The sequence below is a fragment of the Micromonospora sp. NPDC005305 genome (genome assembly GCF_040607315.1).
GTDB lineage: Bacteria > Actinomycetota > Actinomycetes > Mycobacteriales > Micromonosporaceae > Micromonospora.
The window spans coordinates 1-19,746 of the sequence record NZ_JBEXGL010000017.1 but is presented as its reverse complement, the minus strand read 5'-3'; the positions used below and the strand labels follow the sequence as shown (position 1 = coordinate 19,746).

Sequence of the window (19,746 nt, the reverse complement as noted above, 5' to 3'; positions counted from 1 at the left end):
CCGGGCTCCGACGGGATTTGACCACCTAACCGCGGCCGGGCGTTCTCGCCTACCAAGCATGTTCCGAGCTGGCGATTGCCCGAGAGCAGAGGGACACCGGAGCTGTGCGCCGGTAAGGGAGGGCCGGCTGCGCGGCATGGGCGCGCACCACTCGTGGCTAGTGGGACAGCTCGTCCATTTGCTGCTCCCGCTGACCTTGCCGCAGGCGCAGGGGTTCGCTTCTCCTGTTCGACCCGAAGGCGGACGGGCGTCCGTAGGTCGCCTGGTTCAGTGCGTTGATGGAGGCCCGAGCGGCGTACAGACGTCGTACGCGGCTGACATAGTGACCAGCGGCCTTGTGACGGCGGCGACGGCCATGAGGATGTGGGAGTTGCGAGGGTGGGGAAGTTGATGACAGCGACTGTGCCGCTGGATGCGATCCAGAGCGACCGGGCTGCCGGTGTTCTCCTCGCTGCGGCGTGCGGTGACGCGCTGGGCGTGCCGTACGAGTTCGGAGCGCCGCTTCCGGCGAACGAGCAGCCTGAGATGCGCGGTGGGGGACTCGGCCCGTACGCGCCGGGTGAGTACAGCGATGACACCCAGATGGCGATGTGCATCGCGGAGGTGTCCGCCACCGGGGCGGACCTGCGCCGCAGCGACTCCCTCGACCGCATCGCCGGCAACTTTCTCCGGTGGAAACGGGAGGGCGCCAGCGACATCGGGGCACAGACCCGCAAGGTCCTGGACGCGGTCTCGCACGTGAGCGGACCGGGCATTGCCGCAGCGATGCGAGACGCAGCCGCCGATCTGCACCGGCGGACTGGCCGCAGCGCCGGTAACGGGTCGCTGATGCGCACCGCGCCGGTTGCGCTGGCCTATCTCGGCGATCCGGAGGCGCTCGCGGAAGCCGCCCGCGCAGTCAGTGAGTTGACCCATCACGACCCCCTGGCCGCGGACGCGTGTGTGCTGTGGTGCGCCGGGATCCGCCGGGCGGTTCTCGACGGGACCTTCGACGGGGTACGCGAGGGTCTGGACCTGCTGCCCGCGCAACGCCGTGACCGATGGTCGGGCTGGTTGGCCGAGGCGGAGTCCAAGCCGCCGGAGCAGTTCCGGCCCAACGGCTTTGTGGTCCCCGCGTTGCAGGCCGCCTGGTCGGCGATCACACACACCGATATCCCGGACCACAACCCGGGCCACGGCAGCTTCCCCTGCCAGCACCTCGAACGCGCCCTGACGGCAGCGGTCCGCGTCGGCGACGACACCGACACCGTCGCGGCGATCGCCGGAGCACTGCTCGGCGCCCGGTGGGGCTCCTCCGCGGTGCCCCTGGCCTGGCAGCGCGTCGTTCACGGCTGGCCGAGGCGGCGCGCGGCGGACCTGATCCGCCTGAGCGTGCTTACCGCCCAGCGCGGCCAGGCCGGCCAGGGCGGTTGGCCGGGCTGTGCCCGCGCGCCGCGGCAAGCAGTTGCACCGTTGATGCAGGCACACCCGCACGACCCCGGGGTGATCCTCGGCAACCTCCACACCGACGCAGCCGCAGCGCGCGCCACCGCGGTGATCTCCCTGTGTCGCGTTGGCTGCGACGATTTCGACGACGTGCCCGTCGCCAACAGGGTCGGGGCGTGGCTAGTCGACCAGCCCGGCGCCAATGCACACCCGCACTTCGTGGTCGATCAGGCCGCCCGCATGTTGCTCGAGCTGCGCAAGGAGGGCCATGTCGTGCTGCTGCACTGCGCCGCCGGTCAGAGCCGCACGCCGGCGGTCGCCGCCCGCTACACGACCTTGACCACCGGCACACCGGCGCGCGCCGCGCTGGCCGAGCTGCGCGGGCTGCTCGACACGCACGGCTGGACCCTCAACCCGGAACTACGGCAGGTCGTCGAACAGCTGTGACGCGCTACGCCGCGGCTGCTCTAGGCCGCACAGGCACAGGCGAGAAGCCGGCTGCAGGGGAGGCGGACCTATGGCCCGGTCCATGAAGGGAGCGGCCCACACCACCTGCCGTAACAACTTTGGTGCGGCTCAGGGACCGCCTGCCCATGGAGACCGGGATCCCGGGGGGAGCGGGATGGGAGCAGACGGGTGCACGCAACGACAGCCAGCTGCACCCAACGGCACCGAACAGCAGTGAACGGCACTCGGGCCCACCTGCAGTTCTGCGCTTCCGCAGGTCGGCGGCGGTGCGACGTCCTGCTTCACACGAAGAGGTCACTGGTTCGATCCCAGTATCGCTCACCATAGATATACCAGGTAGGAAGCCCGTCACCGGTTCGGCCGGTGACGGGCTTCCGTGCTGTTGCCCCTTAAATTGGGAGCAGATTGGGAGCAGGCGGTTCGGCTTAGGTGTCCCACCGCCGTCGGCCGCCCAGCGGCGGTACTGGTTACCTTCCTGACCGCGCCCGCCGGCTGATCGTGAAGCCGCAGGTACCGCAGGTACCGGCACCCGCCTGACGAAAGGACGGCCCGCTACGGCTCACCGGCGTGACTGATGGCCGTCGGTCCGGTGGGCCGCCCACTCGCCGGTCCACATCGCGAGGTCGTCTACCCAGCCCTCGGTGCTCTGCCGGGACTTCGCCGACCACTTCGATGCGTTCCTTGACGCGAAGTTGTCCAGGACGTCGCGGTCAGTCGCCGTCCATGCGGGAAACTGCGCTAGCCATTCTTCTGCCTGTTCGGCGCTGTGGCCGCTGCCGATCAGCCACTGAACGAGCAACGCGAGTTCGACCCATGGCGCGGCCTTGGTTGCCCACGCCCAATCGACGATCCGTAGGCCCTGTGCGGTCACGATCAGGTTGGCCGGGTTGAGGTCGGAGTGGATGAGTGTCTCGCCGTCCATCGCCGGGTGCGCGAACCCGAGCCGGGCTGTCGGGGTGAACCATGGCTCGCCCGGCGCGGGAGTCTCCTGAAGTGCCTTCAGCGTGACTGCGAGCAGATCGAGGTCTGCGTTGCCGGGTGACAGGTCGGGGTGGGGACCGGCAAGATGCTCGGTCCCCACCACCAGCCAGCCATCGGACTCGAAGTGCCATAGAACTGCGGGTGGGTGCCGGTCGATGGCCCGGGTTGCCGCCAGCTCGTAGCGCAGTGACCGAACGTTCAACTCTCCCACGGCTGCCTTGACGAAGACCGGTCCGGCGGGCCCGCTGACCGTCGACGCGATCTGCGCGTGGTTGCCACTGGGAGCCGGGCTTACCTCGAAGGTTCCGCCGATCCGTTCGGCGATCCCTGTCGTGACACTGTCCGGCAGAGCGGTCCAGTCACTACGCATCGGTTCTCTTCTCTGCTATCTGCCGGGCTGAGGCGGGTTCGGCGGGCAGCAGGACTCGGCCTCACCAACCCAGAATTCCATGTCGACCCGGTAGCCGGTGTCGTGCAGCGCCGCGAGTGTGTAGGTGATGGCGGTGCCGTCCTGCATGGCCTCGGTCAGGATCGGCCGGTGGTGCAGGTAGTGGCCCGCGATCTGCTTGCAGGCGGCGGTGTAGGGCTTACTGATCTGCCTGAGTCGGAGCCATTGCGGCGGCTCCCGCGTCCTGGATTGCCGCTTTGCTGACCGTCAGGGCCTGCAGCAGTCGCTCGTGAGCGGCGTTTGGCATGCCCCGTTGTGCCATACCGGATGTCTGCAGGATTTCGGCCAGCTTGGCTCTCGACGAGGCGTCGACGACGGTGAGGATGTCGCGGTGTTGCAGTAGGTCACGGGCAATGTAGGCGTCATCGGAGGTGAGGGCTTGATTGATCAGATCTGCGGCGAGGCACCGTACGTCGGGATGCTCTACGCCGACAGCGTCAAGGACGGTGAGCCCGAGGCGGTTGTGAAAGACCGCAAGGCTGGGTGTGGACGTTAGCTGCCGGTGACTGCGAAGCAGCGCGCCGAGCTCGGCCCCTTCCGGTTCGCCGGCCTCCTTGCTGCATAAGTAGGCCAGGCATGCGGTGACCGTCTCCTCCCATGGCTCCCCAGCGACGGTTTCGGCGATGAGCGAGTGCGCGCGTTCGATCTGGCCGGTGGTGGCGTGGGCGATGACCGCGACTTGGCGTCCGTCGAGCATCCGGTGCCCGATGCCATTGTTCTGCTGGAGGTGGTCGTAGGCTTCTTTCCACCGGCCGACGATGGTGAGTGCTCGGGTCCCGTCGGCGAGGAGCACGGCCCACAGCCATTGCCGCACTTGGCGATGGTCGTCCTCCGTTCGGGTTAGTCGGCTCGCCGGCAGGGGTTGGCCGTCGATCGGGGTGTCGGTGCGGGATGAGACAGTCTGGTAGAGATCGGTGAGGAGCCCGAGTGCGGCGTCGGCATTGCCGTCTCTGGTGTGCAGGCGGGCCAGGTTGACCAGTGGCTCCAGGGCATGCCGTGCCGCCTGCGCGTCCAAGGGGAGGGTTCGCAGGTACGCGGCGGCATGGTGGTGGCACCACTGTCGGGCCAGCTCGGGTTGGCCGCAGTCCGAGGCGATCAGCGCTGCCTGGTTGTAGACGGCAGACGCCGCGGCCAGATCGCTCTCCCGATCCGCACGGTCGGCGAGGGCGCAGAGGTCGTCGACGCGGATGCTGAGCGCCTTGGCGGCGGGCCGCGGTCGAGCCACGAGGGGGAAGCGCCGAAGGGCCTGGCTGGTCGGGTCCATCGTCATTGCCAGGTGACGGTGATCGGGTGGTGCGGCCGGGGGAGGACGAAGTGTCCAGCCGAGGGATTCGCCTGGGCGGGCGCGTCGGGGATTTCAAAGCGAACGGCCCGGGCGCGGTAGTCCGCGTCCCAGACGCAGACCTCGTCTGCGACGTGCTGGGCGAGGTCCTTGCCGGAGGGGCCGTGGCCGACGACGCCCACCTCGTATAGCTTGCCGCCGTCGGCGGCGGGTGGTGCTGGCCGGATGGTGAGATATGCGAGGTCGGCGCCGCGGGTGGTCGCCATCGCGCCCCACGGAAACATGGGGGAGACGGTGCCGCGCTCGATGGCCTGGGGTTTGACGTTCATCCGCATGATGGCGTTGTCGAGACGGCAGGCGAGCCACAGGTCCAGCCACTCGTAGGGCACCATCGGTGGGAAGAGCACGCCGGTCCACATCTCGTGCCGCTCGGTGTCGAGCACGCCGGCGAGTGCGGCCGCGTCGACGTTCTGGTCCTTGTGCACCTGCAGGGTCACGTCCTGCTCGTCGGTGAGGGTGACGAGGCGTCGGCCGTCGTCGCCGATTCCGCGCAGCGGCATGAAAACGGCCAACTCACTGCCGACGTCGCGCCATCCGCCGTCGTACCGTTCGAAGATGATCGAGCGGGATGCGGCGCCGCGCAGCCGCAGCGGCACGACCAGCCGGCCGTCCGGGGCGAGTTGCTCAAGCCACGCGGTGGGCGTCTCCCAGGCGCCGACGGTGGCGATGATCCGGTCGTACGGTGCGCCGTCGGGGTGTCCGAGCGCGCCGTCGCCGCGAACCACCTGGACGTTGGCGACGCCTGCGGCGGCGAGGTGTTTGCGAGCCCCGTCGACGAGGTCGTCGTCGAGGTCGATGGTGACGACGCGCCCTGTGTCGCCGACGATGGCGGCCAGGAGAGCCGCGTTGTAGCCGGTTCCGGCGCCGGCTTCCATGATGCGGTGGCCTGATCGGGCGTCGAGCTGTTCGAGCATCATGGCCACGATCTGGGGCTGCGAGGCGGCGCTGATCGAGGTGCCGCGGCCGTCGGTCTTGGTGTAGACCGGTCTGTCGGCGTACGCCTGCTCCAGCGGCACCCCGGGCAGGAACAGGTGCCGGCAGGTCTGCCGCATCGCGGCCTCGACCCGCGGCGTCCGGATGATGTCTTCTGCCCGTAGCCGGTCGGTGAGCTCGGTGCGCAGGTCGGCGGGTTCACGAAGCGTGGCCATCTGGTCGACGCTAGCGGCCGGCGGGTTGGGTTCTGCGGTGGACACGGTGCCCCTCCTGATGGGGTCGAAGACGTTTCTCACCGCCAGCGCGGCGAGGGTGGACTGGTCACGTACGGACAGGCCCAGACGGTTGGCGTGGAAGATGACGTGGTGGGCGATGACCGCCCGGAGGCCGCGTCGGAGGCGGCCGTGCCGTGCCAGGTCGGCGAGGGCTTGCCCGGCGGCTTCGAACGCGTCGAGCCATGCGCCGTAGCCCCCAAGCGTGCTGCCCGAGGCGGGATGGCTCAGGCTCCGAATGTCGGCGGTCATGAGTCTGTTCATCGCTCGGCCGAGGGCCGCGGTGGCGTCGCTGTCGGCGGGCAGAGTGGGGGCCGGGCGTAGGTCGGCGAACTTGGCCCAGACGTCGCCCTGCTCGTACCAGTCCAGCCCGGCGTTGCGCATCAGTGCGCTGCACAGTAGGACGGCGAGTTCGCGTCTGCCGAGCGCGGCCGGCTCGGCTAAGCCGGGTCCAAGGAGCAGCTGTCGGCTGTCCTGGTGGAAGAGGTCGTGGGCGACGTGCATGCCGGCCGAGCCGCCAAAGGCCCGCGTCTCCGGCTCGTAGATGCCTCGGGTCCAGTTGACGATTCGGTCGTGGGCGGCGAGGTTCTCCAGCAGGTCCTCGACGAGATGAGAGGTGGGGTCGTCGGCGATGTAACGCCACCGCCACGACGGGTACTTGCGGACGAACCACCAGCCGTGCAGGACGCCGTCGTCCTGAGCGGCGGCCAGTGCTGGGGCGAGCACCGTGGTGGCGATGTGCTCGGCTGCGGTGGGGTTGGGGAATTCGACGGTGTACTGCCGCCAGTCGAATGTCGACATCAGTTCGGACTCCTACTCACGTCAGGGGATAGGTGGGTCGGGCGGTGATCAGACAGGAGTCCCAGGAGCTGGCCGGCGTCGATGCGGTGCTGCAGGTAAGGGCGGCCAGGGCCACTCCGGCGGCGCCTTCGAGCAACCCGGGGCCGGGCGCGGCGGCGATCAGGGCCACAGCCGTACGTCGAGGGCCGGCACCTGTGGGGTCGATCATGCTGAGCATGTCGGGAACTCGGGCGTCGAGGCGGGCGGCTATGCCAGGGGGAGCGTCGGCGGCGACGCGGTGGGCGATGTGGGCGAGGCCTGCATACCCGTGGCACAGTGACGGATCCCTCGTTGCCGCTAACTGGCCCGGGTCGGTCAAGGCGCGGGCGAGCGCGTCCCCGGCAGCTTTGCGGCGGGCCGGGTCACCGGTCGCGAGTGCGGCGAGCTGCTGCGCGTGCGCCAGGCCCGCGGTGCCGTAGCACCAGGACGGCCGTTCCGCGGCTGGCGTCGGTGGGCGGTCCGCGCGCAGCTGCGCTCTGGTGATCCAGTACGGCCAGATGGGGCCGGTGCCGGTATCGCTGCGCCACCGGTCGAGCCAGGAGCAGACGGTTGCGATGGCCGCGAGTTGCCCCGGTATGACGACACCCCGCAGAGCGGCGAGCGCGAGGATGGCCAGGGGTCCGGCGATGCCGTGTGCCAGTCCGTTGTTGCTGTGGCCGCCGGGGAAGCGGGCGTCGGCGCGTCCGTTGGGGCCGCTACCGGTCCACCAGCCTGGTAACACCTCGCCGTCGCGGTGCAGGGGAGCGGTCAGGCGGACCAGATATTCGAGTACGGCGTGAAGTGCCTCGCCCGCGGATGGTCGGCGGAGCAGGTACGCCCCGATCCCGGCGAGGCCTCGGATGACGTCGAACTCGGCGAGGGCCGGTAGCTCGCCGGCGTCGATTCGGGCGTGCGCGGCGGCCACGCGGCGCCGGGCGTCGGCCGAGATTGCCCTGTCGAGGCCGTCAAGCGCACGGGCGTAGACGCCGGGCTGGTAGGTGGCGGCGCAGGCGAGGACGTGGGCGAGCGCAGGTGCGCCGTGGAAGGGATGGCTGTCGGCGCCCGCCGTTATCGGGCCGCTGGTTGCGGTGGTCAGCCAGTGATGGGCGCGTTGCCACGGCCTTAGGCCTGCCGCTGCTAGCTCGACGTGCAGCAGGGCGATCCCGGGTACGCCGAGGGCGAGCGATTGCCGCCACCAGGGCTGCTCGATCGGCAGGCTGGGGTGGTCGGGGTGGGTGAGCAGGTCGGCGACCGCGACGGCGAGTTCGTGGCTCTCGTATGCCGCGCTCATGGCCGGCTCCGGGCGAAGTAGGCCAGGGCGGCGGCTCGGGCGAGGTAGCGGCACTGGTCCTCGTCGTCAAAGTCGATACCGACGGCGCGGATGTAGTGGGCGTGCATGAGTGAGCCGAGGACCTCCTCGCTGTTGATGCCCTCGGTGTGCGGTCCCGGTAGGTGGGTCCGGTAGACGGCGAGGGCGACGTCGCGGTTCTTCCAGGCGTCGGCGATGGCGGCGCCGCCGGCTTCGGCGCGCAGCGCGGCCCAGTCGTCGCCGGGGTGAGTGAGGCGGACGGCTTCGCGGAACAGCGGCCGCTCGACCGGTTGCGGCGCCGCCGCGGGTACGTGGTCGACCAGCCAGCGCATGCCGGCCTCGACGCTGCCGGTATACGCGACGGCGATGGCGGCGATCTGCGCGGCGACGAGCGCCTGCCGGCTCGGGCGGACGGGTTGACGCAGCTGCGTGAGGACGGCGTGCGAGTCGGCGATGAAGACCGCCTCGGCGGCCTGCATGGCGGGCCCGGCTCCCCACCGGCCGGTCTCCGGGTAGGAGGTGGCGTACCCGATCTCCCGCAGCAGCCCGCGGCGCCGCAGGTCGTCAACCCACGCGCTGACGCGCTCGGCGGCCGGCCCGAACGCCGACGCGTCGGGTAGGGCGATGCGTAGCCGGAGGTGCTGGTCGGGGTCGCGGAACCGGAGGAACCACCAGTCGGGCGGGGAGTCCCAGGCGGCGAGCAGGCGAGGCAGGTGCTCGGCGAGGAGCAGGTCTTGTCGGCGGATGTCTCCGTACAGCTTGGCGAGCATGATCCGCGAGGCGCCCGGGCTCAGCCCATGGTCGCGTCCGATGACGCGGGCCGGGGTCGGTGTGGGTAGGGGCGGCCAGGGCGGTGGTTCGGTGGCGTGCAGGGTGACGATGACCTCGTGTGGGCGGCCGCGGCACCAGCCGAGGTCCTGCGGGGTGGGTGCTTCCACGAGAACTGCTCGCGGTGCGGTGAGCAGGTGGGTGCGCAGCAGGACGCGGTGTGCGGACTCATCAAGGTCCAGCGGCAGGCGGCGGTCGGCCTCGACCAGCTGCACCAGGCGCGGCAAGCGGCGGCGGACTCGCCACTGATCGAGGGCGTCGTCCCAGGCGTACCAGGGCTGCCGCCGGTCGGGCAGCTCGGTTGCTTCCAGCCGCCAAGTTGCGGGGGCGAGGATCGCCCGCCCGTAGCGCATCCGGGGCAGGAACGGCAGCTTCGCCCGGGCGGCGGCGCCCCAGTCGAACGCGGTGACCTGGGCGCACTGGGCGCGTCCCAGTTCGATGAGGAACCGGGCCAGCGGCGGGGTGTGGGTGCGCAGGTTGAGCGCGTGCATGCCGACCGCCTCAATGCGGTGCCTGTGTTCGGGTACGGCGAGGTACATGCGCCGGCCGTCGCAGCCCACCGCCAGGTCGTCGACCATGAGCACGGATCGGTTCGGACGCCGGTGCTCGGCCAGGCTGATGACCGTCGGCAGGATCTGCTTGGTGCGGGCGACGTGGGTGGTGGCGGGGTCCAGCGGCGGGAACGACATCTGGACGGGCACAGTTTCGCCGTCTGCGGCGGGCAGGTCGGTCAGGCCGGCGGCCAGCTTTCCCGCGTCGACCGCCCGCAGCACGGTGAGGAACCGGCCGGTGAGTCCGCCGGCGCCCCGGGACACGGAGGTGATCTCGACGGTGAACCTGCCGCGCGTCAGGGCCGTCTCGTCAGCGGCATGTACGCGGACGCTGGCCTCCAGGTGCGCAGGCAGCCGGAGCCGTTGTGGCCCCAGCTCCAGTTGCGCGATCAACGCCTCGTCGAGCAGCACCTCGCCCACACCGTCCACCGCCGCGCCCTGGGCGAGGGCGAGGAGCACCTCGTCGCGGCGGGACAGGGGTGAGCGCGGCTCGGCCGCCGGGGCGCCGGGGTAGCCGTGGGGGAAACCGATGCCGCTGTCCGGGTCGACAACATCGCGCAGCGGCACCAGCGAACCGATCCCGTAGCGCTCGTAGAAGCGCTGGTGGTAGGCCCGCCACGCTGCGGTGCCGTAGGGATGCACGCTCAGCCGGGTCAGCGCCAGCGCCGCGCGTTCCACCTCCCGCGCCACCTGATCGGGCAGCGTCACCGAGGCATCCAGCCGGAGATCCACCGCGAGCGGCTCGTGCGCGGACACGCCGAGGCTGCGCATCTGGGAGGCCACCTGGGCGCGGGCCGCGCGGCCCTCGGCACCCTGGGTGGCGCGGTGGCGTCCCAGCCCAGCGTGGATATCGCGCAAGGCTCGGATGACATCGGCGACCGGCACGATGCCGTCAGCGCCGACGTCGTCGAGCTGGACCAGCAGGTACGCCAGCGCGTCCGGTTCCGTGCTGGGCGCGTGCAGGCTGGTGATCAGAGCGCCGCGGGTGACCAGCTCGGTGAGCATCGCCGTGACGGTCGCCGCTGCCGCCTGCGGAAACGCGGCACGGATCTGCGCAGCTAGTGCTTCTACCCGGATCGGGGTGCGGGCGGCAGCGACCGCGGCGCGGACCGGCGCCGTGTATCGCAGCGACACCTCCACGGCCGTCGTGCCCTGCGGCCGGGCGTGCGGCTGGTAGGGCAGGACGAGCCGGTCATCGCGTACCGTCATCGTGTTGTTCGCGACCACCGGAAGCCGGGCGACCAGCTCCGGGCACCGCTCCAGGTGGCCGATTACATCGGCGAGCCACGCCGCTCCCGCCCGGGACACGGCCTGATGCGCGGCGCCCCACCGGGTCGGCGAGCCTGACCCGAACACGGCGGGTGCCACTCCGGCGAGGAGACCGAACGGTGTCGGCCGGCCGCGCAGACGCTGTGCGTAGCGGGCGATGGCCTGGATCACCCTCCGGGTCTCCCGAACGGTGAGAGCGTCGCCCGCGCAAAGCCTGGCGACCTGCGCTGCCAGCACCGGACTGGCGTGGCTGACCGCATCCATGATCGTCACGTTCGTCCACACCTGCCGCAGCCACCCCACCCACCCGGGGACGAGGTCATCGCGCGATTCGGTCAGGTCCGGCCACGGCGGCAGGTCGATATCCGGGTGGGCGGCCGCGCGGACAAGCGCGGCACCGGTCGACAGATAGGCCGGGGAGCCTGTGGAAGAGCGCACGCTGAACCTCGGTGAATGTCGGTGGGGATGCCGGCCGGCACGAAAAGGGGGGCGTGTCGTCGCGCCGGCCGGCGTTTCCGGGGGAGTGGTATTCGGTCAGGCGACGTTGGTGGTGCAGGCGGTGCAGGTGCTGCCGCAGCCGTCGTCGGTCAGATTGACCAGGCCGGCCACGTCCGCCACCTCCAGCAGCCTGACGTCTAGGTCGAACTCCCCGCCGTCGACGGCCGTGCTCTGCTCCGCGGTGCCACTGGACATGTCTTCCTCCGATCCGAGATCTCCCGGGCCGCGGTGACCCGAGGTGGTGCCGGGTGGCCGCCTACTGGTGCGCGTCACCCCTACCGCCCTGTGTGGGCGGAGCATGAAGGCCGGAGGCCTATCCGACTCCGAGCCGCCCACCGGCGCTCGCAGTGTGGCCGTGTACGAGGATGAGCAAGTACGAGATCAGACTTGGCCGGCGTGGGCCATCAGCCCCTGCGCAGGGGTGAGGCCTGGGCCGGTGGCGGCCGTTCGTGTCGGGGCGGGCCGGCTAGCGAGGGCCGGTGATGCGGCGGAGGCGGGTGTCTGTCCGGCCGGCGTGCTGGCCCGGCAGCCGGCAGCCGGACGTGCCGAGCAGACTCACCCACGCGGCGGACAGGGACAGTCGACGTGGCCATACGATTCGTTCCTCTTCGGCTGGGGCGGAGCCCGGGCACCTGTGCTGCCGCAGCTCATCCAAAGGGCTGTAGCGCGGCTGGCTGCCGTACGAAGCCTCACCGGGTGCGCTTTACACGATCACTCATGGCGAATGGGGGGAGGAATACCGACCTGCGGTCCGACCTTGCCGTCACCGCCGTGTCACTCCCCGGCATGAATGCATGACGGGTGTCTGATCTAGGCAGCCGGTGACATAGTCGGCAGGGACGGCATGTGGGCTGAGGGGAGAGACGGTGCCTCGCCATCCGGACGCGATGATCAGGCCGAACACTGTGCTCAACGAGGCGCGGCGACGCTTGCCCTCGCCCGTGCGCCCCGGTCAGCGAATGTCCCGCAGCGAGCTAGCCGATGCGGTCAACGCGGCGCTCGATGGAATCTACGCAGGCCGTGACGTCACTGCCCACTACGTGGACTTTCGGTGGGTTGGCAAGCTGGAGCGCGGCGAGCATCGGTGGCCGAGCGAGCCGCGCCGGGCGGCATTGCGCTACGTACTGGGTGCCGACATCGATGCGGATCTCGACCTCTACAGCCCTCGGCGTACGGATGGAAAGTACGTCGCCGATGAGGCGGCCGAGCCCCAACCAGGCAGCTGGGACGAGACCGTTCACTTGCTGCGCGAACAGTGGCATCTCCTGGTCCAGAACGACAAGATGTTCGGCCCCGAGTACGCCCTGACGGGTGTCGCCAGGCAACTAACGGCGATTCGTGGCCTCCTCCGCGAGGCACCCCAAGAGCTGAGACCCTCACTCGTCCGCCTCGCCGCCCAGTACGCCGAATCCGCAGCCTGGATAAACCAGTCCCTCAACGACCACTCCGCCGGCCACCACTGGACACAACAAGCACTCACGTGGGCAGCACAGATTGGTGACCCGACCATGACCGCCTGGGCCACCTACCGCAGCAGTCAGCAGTGTTTGACGAGGGGACACTCCGCCCAGGCCGTCGAGCAGGCCGAAGCGGCGTTGCTCTACGACCGAAAGCTCCCCGGGCCGATGCGGGCGGCGCTGCGTGTCCAGCACGCACACGCTCTCGCCGCAATGGGCAAGCACCACGCGGCGATGCGCCTGCTAGATGACGCGCACCGCTGGGCAGCGGACCGCCACCCAGGAAAGCCAGAGGGCGAGCACGGCACCTACTGCACCAGCGGCTACATCGAGGTACACCGCGGAACGTGCCTCCGGCTGGCGCAGCGACCCCAAGAGGCGATCACCGTCCTGGACGACGCCCTGCCCAAGATCCCACCGAGGCATCGCCAGGACTTCGCTTCCGCCCTGCTGAACAAAGCCGCCGCCCACGCGGCGGCGAGCCAACCCGACCTGGCCGCGGCGACAGCACACCAAGCACTGCCGATCGCGCGCCGGTCAGGGTCACGACGTATCCTGCACCAACTCACGCAGCTGGGCGCTGTGGTAAGCGGACACCAGCAATTGTCGGACGTTCGCGCCTTCCTCGACGATCTCAAGGAGGCCTCCTGATGGCATCCGACACCGAATTGACCGCGATGCGACAGGCAATCACGCTGTCATCGTTCGGACTGGGCACTGCGAGCCCGAACCCGCCCGTGGGCTGCGTCATCCTCAATCGCCACGGTGTACCTGTCGGCGCCGGTTACCACCGACGAAAGGGAGAACCACACGCCGAGGTGAACGCTTTGAACGCAGCTGGCGCCGCAGCCCGAGGCGGCACCGCCGTCGTCACACTCGAACCCTGCAATCACATCGGCGTCACCCCGGCCTGCCGCCAAGAACTCATCAACGCCGGCATCGTCCGCGTGGTCATCAGCATCATTGACCCCACATCCCGAGGCGACGGAGGTGCTGCGGTGCTCACGGCCCACGGCATTGATGTCGAAACCAACGTGATTCCCGACGAGACACTCACCGTTCTCGGCCCCTGGCTCGCAGCCACCCGTCGCCGTCGTCCCCACCTGACTTGGGCCTATGCCCTCGGCGACAAGGACAACCATGACGTCGACGAGCGGCTGACTGCTGACCTGCGCACCAGTGCAGACCTCGTGCTCGACGGCAAGGCAATCGAGGAGGGTGTTCCGGGCGGCCATGCCCCTGAACACTTCACACTGCCCGGCGACTCGACCGGCGGCATCCGACAGTGGCTCTCAGCCTGCTATGCGGCAGGCTCGCGGACGATCCTGGTCGTAGGAGCTCACCATTCAGGCGCATTCCGCGACAACCTCGACTGCGTCGACGAGATCGTGGTCGCGGTGGAGAGAACCCCAGCATCAGGCGGACTTGCCGCCATCACTGCGGACGTCACGCCCGCAGGCTTCGAGGTGGCCGATGTTTCCCCCGATATGGCCGGCGCCCGTGTCCGCCTTCGCCGCCTCACTTAGACCCCTGCACCACGCACCACCCAATACGTCTTGTACCCGGTCAAGCGTTACCCGCGACGGTTTGGCGCTCACCCGGCGAGGTGGCTAGATGTTCAGCTTCAAGGTCGGGGTTGCGGGCTTGTCGGTGGCCTATCCTCGCAGATTCTGGTCCCACCAGTAGGTTGCCCAGCCGTCGGCGGCGGTGATGATTGGCTCACCCCGTCAGCTCCTACTCGGGCGTAGTCGCGAGTTGCGCCCCGTACGCAACCCGCGGACCTGCTGTTCGACCTGTCAGGGCCGATCGCACAACTCGAGCCGGTCTAGCAACCTCGCGCACTGTCATGAGCCCATGGGCGAGGCATCGGGCCGACTAGATGCGACGGTCCTGCTCTCCGCGCGGAGAATCACCGTTCCGTCGGTTCAGCTGTCATCGTCGCGGGCTAGGCGATATTCGGACCACAGGTCAGACACGAGGTCGGACCGTAGGTCGGAATTCCCACCCGGCTCGACCGTAGGGATGCTGATTGGCATGAATCACTGCATTGCCCTCCTGCGCGGTTAACGCATCGCCACCTAGGAAACTGCCGACGTTGGCAGTTGCTTCAACTGCACCCCAGCATCGCAAGCAATACGCGTAGACGTTGGACCAGCTTCGCCGGAGCCTGCCGGATTGCTCGTTCTTGCCCAGCTCGACATAGCCACGTCCGTTAACGCCATGACCGAGGAGGGCCAGTAGCGGTGACCACGACCCCCCGTGGCGTAAACGACGACCGCCCGACTGTGCACATGCACCTCGAGCCCACACCCGCGAGACACCGGCAGGCGCGGGAAGCTGGCCGGGACCAGCCGGCGCTGCTTGCTGACGAGTTTTTTCTGATCGCCCACGACGACCAGACCGGCCGGCCCCGCCTGCACCAGAGCGCGATCACTCACGGGTTGGCCGCTGCGCTGCTCGGCGAGTTGGCTGCCGCCGGTCGGATCTCGTTCGACCGGGGGAACATTTACGTGCTGGACCACCGGCCGCCGGCCGATGCGCTGCAACACCTCATCCTGGACCGGCTCGTCGGCGAACCTCAGCACGCCGCCAGCCGCACGTGGCTGTCGTACCTCGCCGCGACTGCCCACGATGAGGTCGCAAGGCGGTTGTGGCAGGGCGGCAAGGTCGAACCGCAGCAGCAGCGCAAGTTCCTCCGCACGGTCACAGTGCACGTGCCGACGGACATGAACGTCGCCGCCTGGTCGTGGGCCCGCCTGTCAACGAAGCTGCGCCAGTACGAGGAACTGGATGCGTTCGACCTCGCCTTGGCCGGCATCTGCGTGTCCTGCCGCCTGGACCAGTTCATCCTCGACGGCGCGCCCTACGCGGTCGGCGCGCACCTGCGGCGCCTGCTGGCAGCCGCCCCGCAGCCGATGCGTGAACTCCTCGCCGACCTGGACACGGCGATCGGTCACACCGTTCTGAGCCACCGCACCTGAGCGCAGCTGCGGCGCACCACCCCACCGTTCACCCTTCAACCCCGTGAGAGGGGCAGGTTCCCCATGCCCAGACATCACCCTGACACCGTGTCCGCGGTGCTGGCACGCGGCCGGCTCGGCATCCCCGCCGTGGTGTTCTTCGTCGTGGCAGCCGCCGCGCCGCTGACAGCCGTCGCCGGCGGCGCGACCACCGGGTACGCCGTCACCGGCGTGCTCGGCATCCCCCTGGCCTACCTGGTGGTCGCCGCGGTGCTCGCCCTGTTCGCCGTCGGCTACGTGGCCATGTCCCGCCGGATCGTCAACGCCGGAGCCTTCTACACCTACGTCACCCGAGGCCTCGGCAGGCCGGCCGGCGTCGCCGCCGCACTCGTCGCCCTGCTCGCCTACAACACCATGCAGATCGGCCTGTACGGCGTCTTCGGCGCGGTCATGTCCGGGTTCCTCAACGACCGGTTCGGCATGGACACCACCTGGTGGCTGTGCGCTGTCATCGCCTGTGCGGTGATCGCCGTGCTCGGCCTGCTGCGCATCGACCTCAACGGCAAGGTCCTCGCCGTCCTACTGGTCGCCGAGTGCGTCATCGCGCTGGTCTATGACGCGGTGATGGTCGCCCGACCCGTCAACGGTGCCGGCGTCAGCTTCGACACCCTCGCCCCGGGCAACCTGATCGGGCCGGGCATCGGCGCCGCCCTCGTCACGGGCATCGCCGGGTTCGTCGGCTTCGAAGGAACTACGGTATTCGCCGAGGAGACCAAGGACCCCAGACGGACGGTGCCCCGCGCCACGTACATCGCCGTCGCGGTCACCGGCCTCCTGTACGGGGTGTCGGCGTGGGCGATGTCGGTGGCCACCGGACCCGACCAGATCGTCGCAGCCGCCCAAACCGAGGGCACCGACCTCATCTTCAACCTCGTGTCCCCGCACCTCACCTCGTCACTGGTGACCCTCGGCCGGTGGCTGTTCATCACCTCCCTGTTCGCCGCCCTGCTGTCCTTCCACCACACGGTGGCCCGGTACGCGTTCGCGCTCGGCCGCGAACGGGTCCTCCCCAGCGTGCTCGGCCGGACCAGCCGGCGCACGGGCGCGCCGAAAGCCGGCTCCATCCTCCAGACCGCCCTCGCCGTGGCCGTGCTCACCGGGTACGTGCTGGCCGACGCCGACCCGGTCGTGCACCTGTTCTTCTGGCTCACCTCCCTCGGCGCGCTCGGCGTGCTGATTCTGATGACGGCCACCTCGGTCGCCGTGCTCTGCTACTTCACCCGCATCGCCCACCGCGACGGCATGTGGCGCACCGCCGTCGCGCCGTTCCTGTCCGCCCTAGCCCTCGGCGCGATCCTCGTCGTCACCGTCGAGCAATTCGACGCCCTGCTCGGGGTCGAGCCGACCTCCCCGCTGCGGTGGATGCTCCCCGCCAGCTACGCGGCCGCCGCAGCGACCGGGCTGGCGTGGGCGTTCACGCTGCGCGCCGCACGGCCCGACGTCTACCAGACGATCGGCCTCGGCGCCGACAGCGCGACAGCGCCCCTGCGCGCCCCCGATCCCGTCCGCCAGCCCGCCTGAGGAGCCCCACCATGGTCACGACCCGCACAGATCTCACCGTCCGGCAGGCCACCGCCGACGACGTACCGGCGCTGCTGCCCGTCCTGGCGCAGGCGTTCTCTGCCGGCACGGTCGCCGAGTGGGCGGTCCCGGAACCCGCCCACCGGCTGGAAGTCTTCACCGGCTACTTCCGGTACATGCTCACCCTCGGCCTGCGCCACGGCAGAGTCGACACCACCCACGATCCGACCGGGGTAGCGATCTGGTACCGCCGCGACGAGACACCCCCACCGCACCCCGACCACCTATACGGGCTGGAGGAAGCCACCGGCCGGTACGCGCCGAAGTTCCTGCTCCTCGACGCGATGTTCGAAGCCCGCCACCCCCGCCTGCCGCACGCCTACCTCGCCTACATCGGCGTCGACCCGGCCCTGCAGAGCCGGGGCGTCGGGTCGACGCTGCTCGCCCACGCGCACGAGGCGCTGGACGCTGAGAACCTGCCGGCCTATCTGGAGGCCAGCAACCCCCGCAACCGCGACCTGTACGCCCAACACGGCTACGAGGCCGGGCCGCCGATGCAGCCCACATCGGCCGGGCCACCCTTCTGGCCGATGTGGCGCGGCCAGCTCAACGGCGGTGTCCGCTCGTCATTCCCGCCGCCTGATCCCTACTACCGGCGGCCGCGGTGAACACCGCCATGACCACCTCCGTACGCCGGGCAGGCCCAGCCGACGTTCCCGCCGTCACCGCACTGCTGGTCGACGCCCTGGCCCGGGACCCGGTCGCCGAGTGGCTGGTGCCGGACGCCGACAACCGGGCGGACGTCCTGCACCGGCTCCTCGCCGTCGACATCGACCGCGCCATCGAGACCGGCCACGTCGACGTGGCGGGGGACTGGTCAGCCATCGTGGTGTGGCGCCGCCACGACCTCGACGCCCAACAATGGGCGCTCGGCGACTACCACCTGACCACGTTCGCCGGCCGGGCGGCTCCCCGCTTCGGCGAGCTGAACGCCGCCATACGCAGCTCTCGGTCCGACGCGCCGCACCACTGGGTGTCCTGGCTCGCCGTGCAACCCGGCTACGCCTGGCCAGTCGCCGACCAACTGCTGCGCCACCACCACCAAATGGTCGACCGGACCGGCCACTCGGTCTACGCCGTCGTCACCACCGAGGGCGCTCGAGACCTGCTCTGCCAACACGGCTACCGCGCGGACCTTCCGCTGCACCTGCCCAATGGGCCCAGGCTCTGGCCGCTGACCCGCGCTGGCCGCCCGCTCCAGAGCAACAGCTCCAGCTGAACGTTCCTCCGGTGAAGCCCGGCCGCCCTACCTCAGCGGCAGGGACACCAAGGTTCTGCACGGGTACAACCTGGGTCCGGCCACGTACACCCCTGGTCGGTTGTCGACCACAGCCTGCCGGTGTCGCTTCTCGACGGCTGCACCACCCCCTCTAGAGAAGGTTAGCTAGTCAGGCTGGGCGAGGAACTTCGCGTACTCATGCCGCGCCTGCCGTATGCCTTCGTTGTCTGTGCCGTGCAGCCGCTCTCGGTGGGCAAGGACCTCCTCGAAGAGTCGCTTCGCTTGAGGTCGATTGCCATTCTGGCGGTGGTACCGCGCGAGGTCCCAGCGTGTGTCCAAGACCTCCAGGTGGTCGGCGCCCAGTGCACGTTCGAGGTCTGGCAGCAAGGCCTGGAGTGCATCGATGGCACTGTTGAAGTCGCCGGTTAGGGCGAAGTACCTGGCCAGGCTGCGGCGGGTCTCGAAGGTGTTCGTGTGGTCCTTGCCAAGGGCCCGTACTTCGTCCGCCAAGATACTCTGCGTCTGGCGTAGGGCTTCAGATGGCTCACCCATTTTGGCGATGATGCCTGCGATCGCGCCTCGAGTGGCCAGGGTATTCATCGCCTCGGGCCCCAGATATCGCTCCCGGTCGGCGAGGATGCGGCGGAAGCAGGCTAGAGCTCCTGGAAGATCGCCCCGGCGCCCCATGCACGAGGCGAGATTGTGCCGAACGACTCGCAGGTACTCGTCGTCGGGGGGCAGTGTGCGTTCCGCTTCTTGGAGCAGTGATTCGAAGATTGTTTCTGCTTCGTCAACGCGTCCGGAAAGCATCAGGTTGACGGCGAGTTGATGCTGTAGCCACCGGTTGTCCGCAGCGCTGTTGTGAGTGGCTGGCTTGTCGAATTCGTCCTTGAGGAGTCGGATCGCCATTGCGTAATCTCCGCGGTCAGCCATCGCGGTCGCGCGTGAGCCCACGTCGTCAACCGTGCCGGATTCGACTGCGGCATAGAACGCCGTTCGCGCCCGCCAATATGCCTCGTATGCGACCTGCCACGCTTGGGAACTATTCGTCCTCGTGAGAAGGATGTTCCACGTTTCCGTTGGGATCGGTTCGTGCTCGGGCCGATCTATGAGGTAGTCGAACGCAACGTAGGTCGAACCCGCGTCGCAGAGGCCCGCGGGAATGAGGAGACTGCTCGCTCCATGTACGGGTCGCAGGGCCCATGCCCATGCTTCGTCTACCGACTCCGGTCTAAGTGCGTGTTTGAGAAGGTCGCGTGTGGACGGTGTGGCGGCGTGACGGTGGCCGCCGGGGCGGGCAGGGTGTCCGGGTGTCGTCGCCTCGTC

Annotated in this window: 15 protein-coding genes; 7 read left to right on the top strand and 8 right to left on the bottom strand. The window is 69.5% G+C overall.

Going from position 1 to position 19,746, the window contains the following annotated elements; translation table 11 throughout:
• Nucleotides 1-390: 390 nt before the first annotated feature.
• Nucleotides 391-1,872 carry an ADP-ribosylglycohydrolase family protein gene (locus ABZS80_RS24415; RefSeq protein ID WP_355059293.1) on the top strand — a complete coding sequence of 494 codons (1,482 nt, stop codon included), beginning with the start codon at nt 391-393 and terminating at the stop codon, nt 1,870-1,872.
• A gap of 580 nt (nt 1,873-2,452) precedes the next feature.
• Here the strand turns inward: ABZS80_RS24415 and ABZS80_RS24410 are convergent.
• The 7 genes from ABZS80_RS24410 to ABZS80_RS24380 all read right to left on the bottom strand — a co-directional run bounded on the left by ABZS80_RS24410 (nt 2,453) and on the right by ABZS80_RS24380 (nt 11,338).
• Nucleotides 2,453-3,244, bottom strand: a complete 792-nt coding sequence (locus tag ABZS80_RS24410; RefSeq protein WP_355059291.1) for a phosphotransferase — start codon at nt 3,242-3,244, stop codon at nt 2,453-2,455.
• Between the two features lie 15 nt (nt 3,245-3,259).
• A complete protein-coding gene (locus ABZS80_RS24405; RefSeq protein ID WP_355059290.1) occupies nt 3,260-3,391 on the bottom strand; it encodes a hypothetical protein in 132 nt (43 codons plus the stop codon).
• A gap of 70 nt (nt 3,392-3,461) precedes the next feature.
• The gene (locus tag ABZS80_RS24400) at nt 3,462-4,592 is read right to left on the bottom strand and encodes a hypothetical protein (RefSeq protein ID WP_355059288.1); all 1,131 of its coding nucleotides are present in this window, start codon (nt 4,590-4,592) and stop codon (nt 3,462-3,464) included.
• Entirely contained in the window at nt 4,589-6,670 is a 2,082-nt protein-coding gene (fxlM, locus tag ABZS80_RS24395) for a methyltransferase, FxLD system (RefSeq protein ID WP_355059286.1), read from the bottom strand. Before fxlM ends, ABZS80_RS24400 begins: the two co-directional genes overlap by 4 nt.
• A gap of 16 nt (nt 6,671-6,686) precedes the next feature.
• Complete coding sequence (locus tag ABZS80_RS24390) at nt 6,687-7,979, bottom strand: lanthionine synthetase C family protein (RefSeq protein ID WP_355059284.1); 1,293 nt, start codon at nt 7,977-7,979, stop codon at nt 6,687-6,689.
• Complete coding sequence (locus tag ABZS80_RS24385; protein ID WP_355059282.1) at nt 7,976-11,083, bottom strand: lantibiotic dehydratase; 3,108 nt, start codon at nt 11,081-11,083, stop codon at nt 7,976-7,978. Before ABZS80_RS24385 ends, ABZS80_RS24390 begins: the two co-directional genes overlap by 4 nt.
• A 96-nt stretch (nt 11,084-11,179) precedes the next feature.
• Nucleotides 11,180-11,338, bottom strand: coding sequence for an FxLD family lanthipeptide (locus tag ABZS80_RS24380; RefSeq protein WP_355059280.1), 159 nt, complete (start codon nt 11,336-11,338; stop codon nt 11,180-11,182).
• A gap of 764 nt (nt 11,339-12,102) precedes the next feature.
• On the opposite strand from ABZS80_RS24380, the gene ABZS80_RS24375 reads away from it, so the two are divergent.
• The 6 genes from ABZS80_RS24375 to ABZS80_RS24350 all read left to right on the top strand — a co-directional run bounded on the left by ABZS80_RS24375 (nt 12,103) and on the right by ABZS80_RS24350 (nt 18,420).
• Nucleotides 12,103-13,251, top strand: a complete 1,149-nt coding sequence (locus tag ABZS80_RS24375; protein WP_355059278.1) for a hypothetical protein — start codon at nt 12,103-12,105, stop codon at nt 13,249-13,251.
• Nucleotides 13,251-14,126, top strand: coding sequence for a bifunctional diaminohydroxyphosphoribosylaminopyrimidine deaminase/5-amino-6-(5-phosphoribosylamino)uracil reductase RibD (locus tag ABZS80_RS24370; RefSeq protein ID WP_355059276.1), 876 nt, complete (start codon nt 13,251-13,253; stop codon nt 14,124-14,126). The genes ABZS80_RS24375 and ABZS80_RS24370 overlap by 1 nt, the downstream gene beginning before the upstream one ends.
• 717 nt (nt 14,127-14,843) lie before the next feature.
• Nucleotides 14,844-15,581: a GPP34 family phosphoprotein gene (locus tag ABZS80_RS24365; protein WP_355059275.1), complete on the top strand. Its 738-nt coding sequence runs from the start codon at nt 14,844-14,846 to the stop codon at nt 15,579-15,581.
• 63 nt (nt 15,582-15,644) lie between these two features.
• Nucleotides 15,645-17,141, top strand: coding sequence for an APC family permease (locus ABZS80_RS24360; protein WP_355059273.1), 1,497 nt, complete (start codon nt 15,645-15,647; stop codon nt 17,139-17,141).
• A gap of 11 nt (nt 17,142-17,152) precedes the next feature.
• Nucleotides 17,153-17,809, top strand: coding sequence for a GNAT family N-acetyltransferase (locus ABZS80_RS24355; RefSeq protein WP_355059271.1), 657 nt, complete (start codon nt 17,153-17,155; stop codon nt 17,807-17,809).
• Nucleotides 17,806-18,420 (top strand): hypothetical protein, encoded by a 615-nt coding sequence (locus ABZS80_RS24350; protein ID WP_355059269.1) that lies wholly within the window; start codon nt 17,806-17,808, stop codon nt 18,418-18,420. Before ABZS80_RS24355 ends, ABZS80_RS24350 begins: the two co-directional genes overlap by 4 nt.
• A 165-nt stretch (nt 18,421-18,585) precedes the next feature.
• On the opposite strand, the gene ABZS80_RS24345 is transcribed toward ABZS80_RS24350, so the two are convergent.
• Nucleotides 18,586-19,746 (bottom strand): tetratricopeptide repeat protein (locus ABZS80_RS24345; RefSeq protein WP_355059267.1); only part of this gene is annotated, 1,161 nt, incomplete at its 5' end.

Bases quoted from the DNA above. Each gene is read 5' to 3' on its own strand.
- ABZS80_RS24370 (WP_355059276.1), top strand. From the start codon at position 13,251: ATGGCATCCGACACCGAATTGACCGCGATGCGACAGGCAATCACGCTG.
- ABZS80_RS24400 (WP_355059288.1), bottom strand. From the start codon at position 4,592: ATGACGATGGACCCGACCAGCCAGGCCCTTCGGCGCTTCCCCCTCGTG.
- ABZS80_RS24415 (WP_355059293.1), top strand. From the start codon at position 391: ATGACAGCGACTGTGCCGCTGGATGCGATCCAGAGCGACCGGGCTGCC.
- fxlM (WP_355059286.1), bottom strand. From the start codon at position 6,670: ATGTCGACATTCGACTGGCGGCAGTACACCGTCGAATTCCCCAACCCC.
- ABZS80_RS24375 (WP_355059278.1), top strand. From the start codon at position 12,103: ATGTCCCGCAGCGAGCTAGCCGATGCGGTCAACGCGGCGCTCGATGGA.
- ABZS80_RS24405 (WP_355059290.1), bottom strand. From the start codon at position 3,391: ATGCAGGACGGCACCGCCATCACCTACACACTCGCGGCGCTGCACGAC.
- ABZS80_RS24410 (WP_355059291.1), bottom strand. From the start codon at position 3,244: ATGCGTAGTGACTGGACCGCTCTGCCGGACAGTGTCACGACAGGGATC.
- ABZS80_RS24360 (WP_355059273.1), top strand. From the start codon at position 15,645: ATGCCCAGACATCACCCTGACACCGTGTCCGCGGTGCTGGCACGCGGC.
- ABZS80_RS24380 (WP_355059280.1), bottom strand. From the start codon at position 11,338: ATGTCCAGTGGCACCGCGGAGCAGAGCACGGCCGTCGACGGCGGGGAG.
- ABZS80_RS24355 (WP_355059271.1), top strand. From the start codon at position 17,153: ATGGTCACGACCCGCACAGATCTCACCGTCCGGCAGGCCACCGCCGAC.
- ABZS80_RS24390 (WP_355059284.1), bottom strand. From the start codon at position 7,979: ATGAGCGCGGCATACGAGAGCCACGAACTCGCCGTCGCGGTCGCCGAC.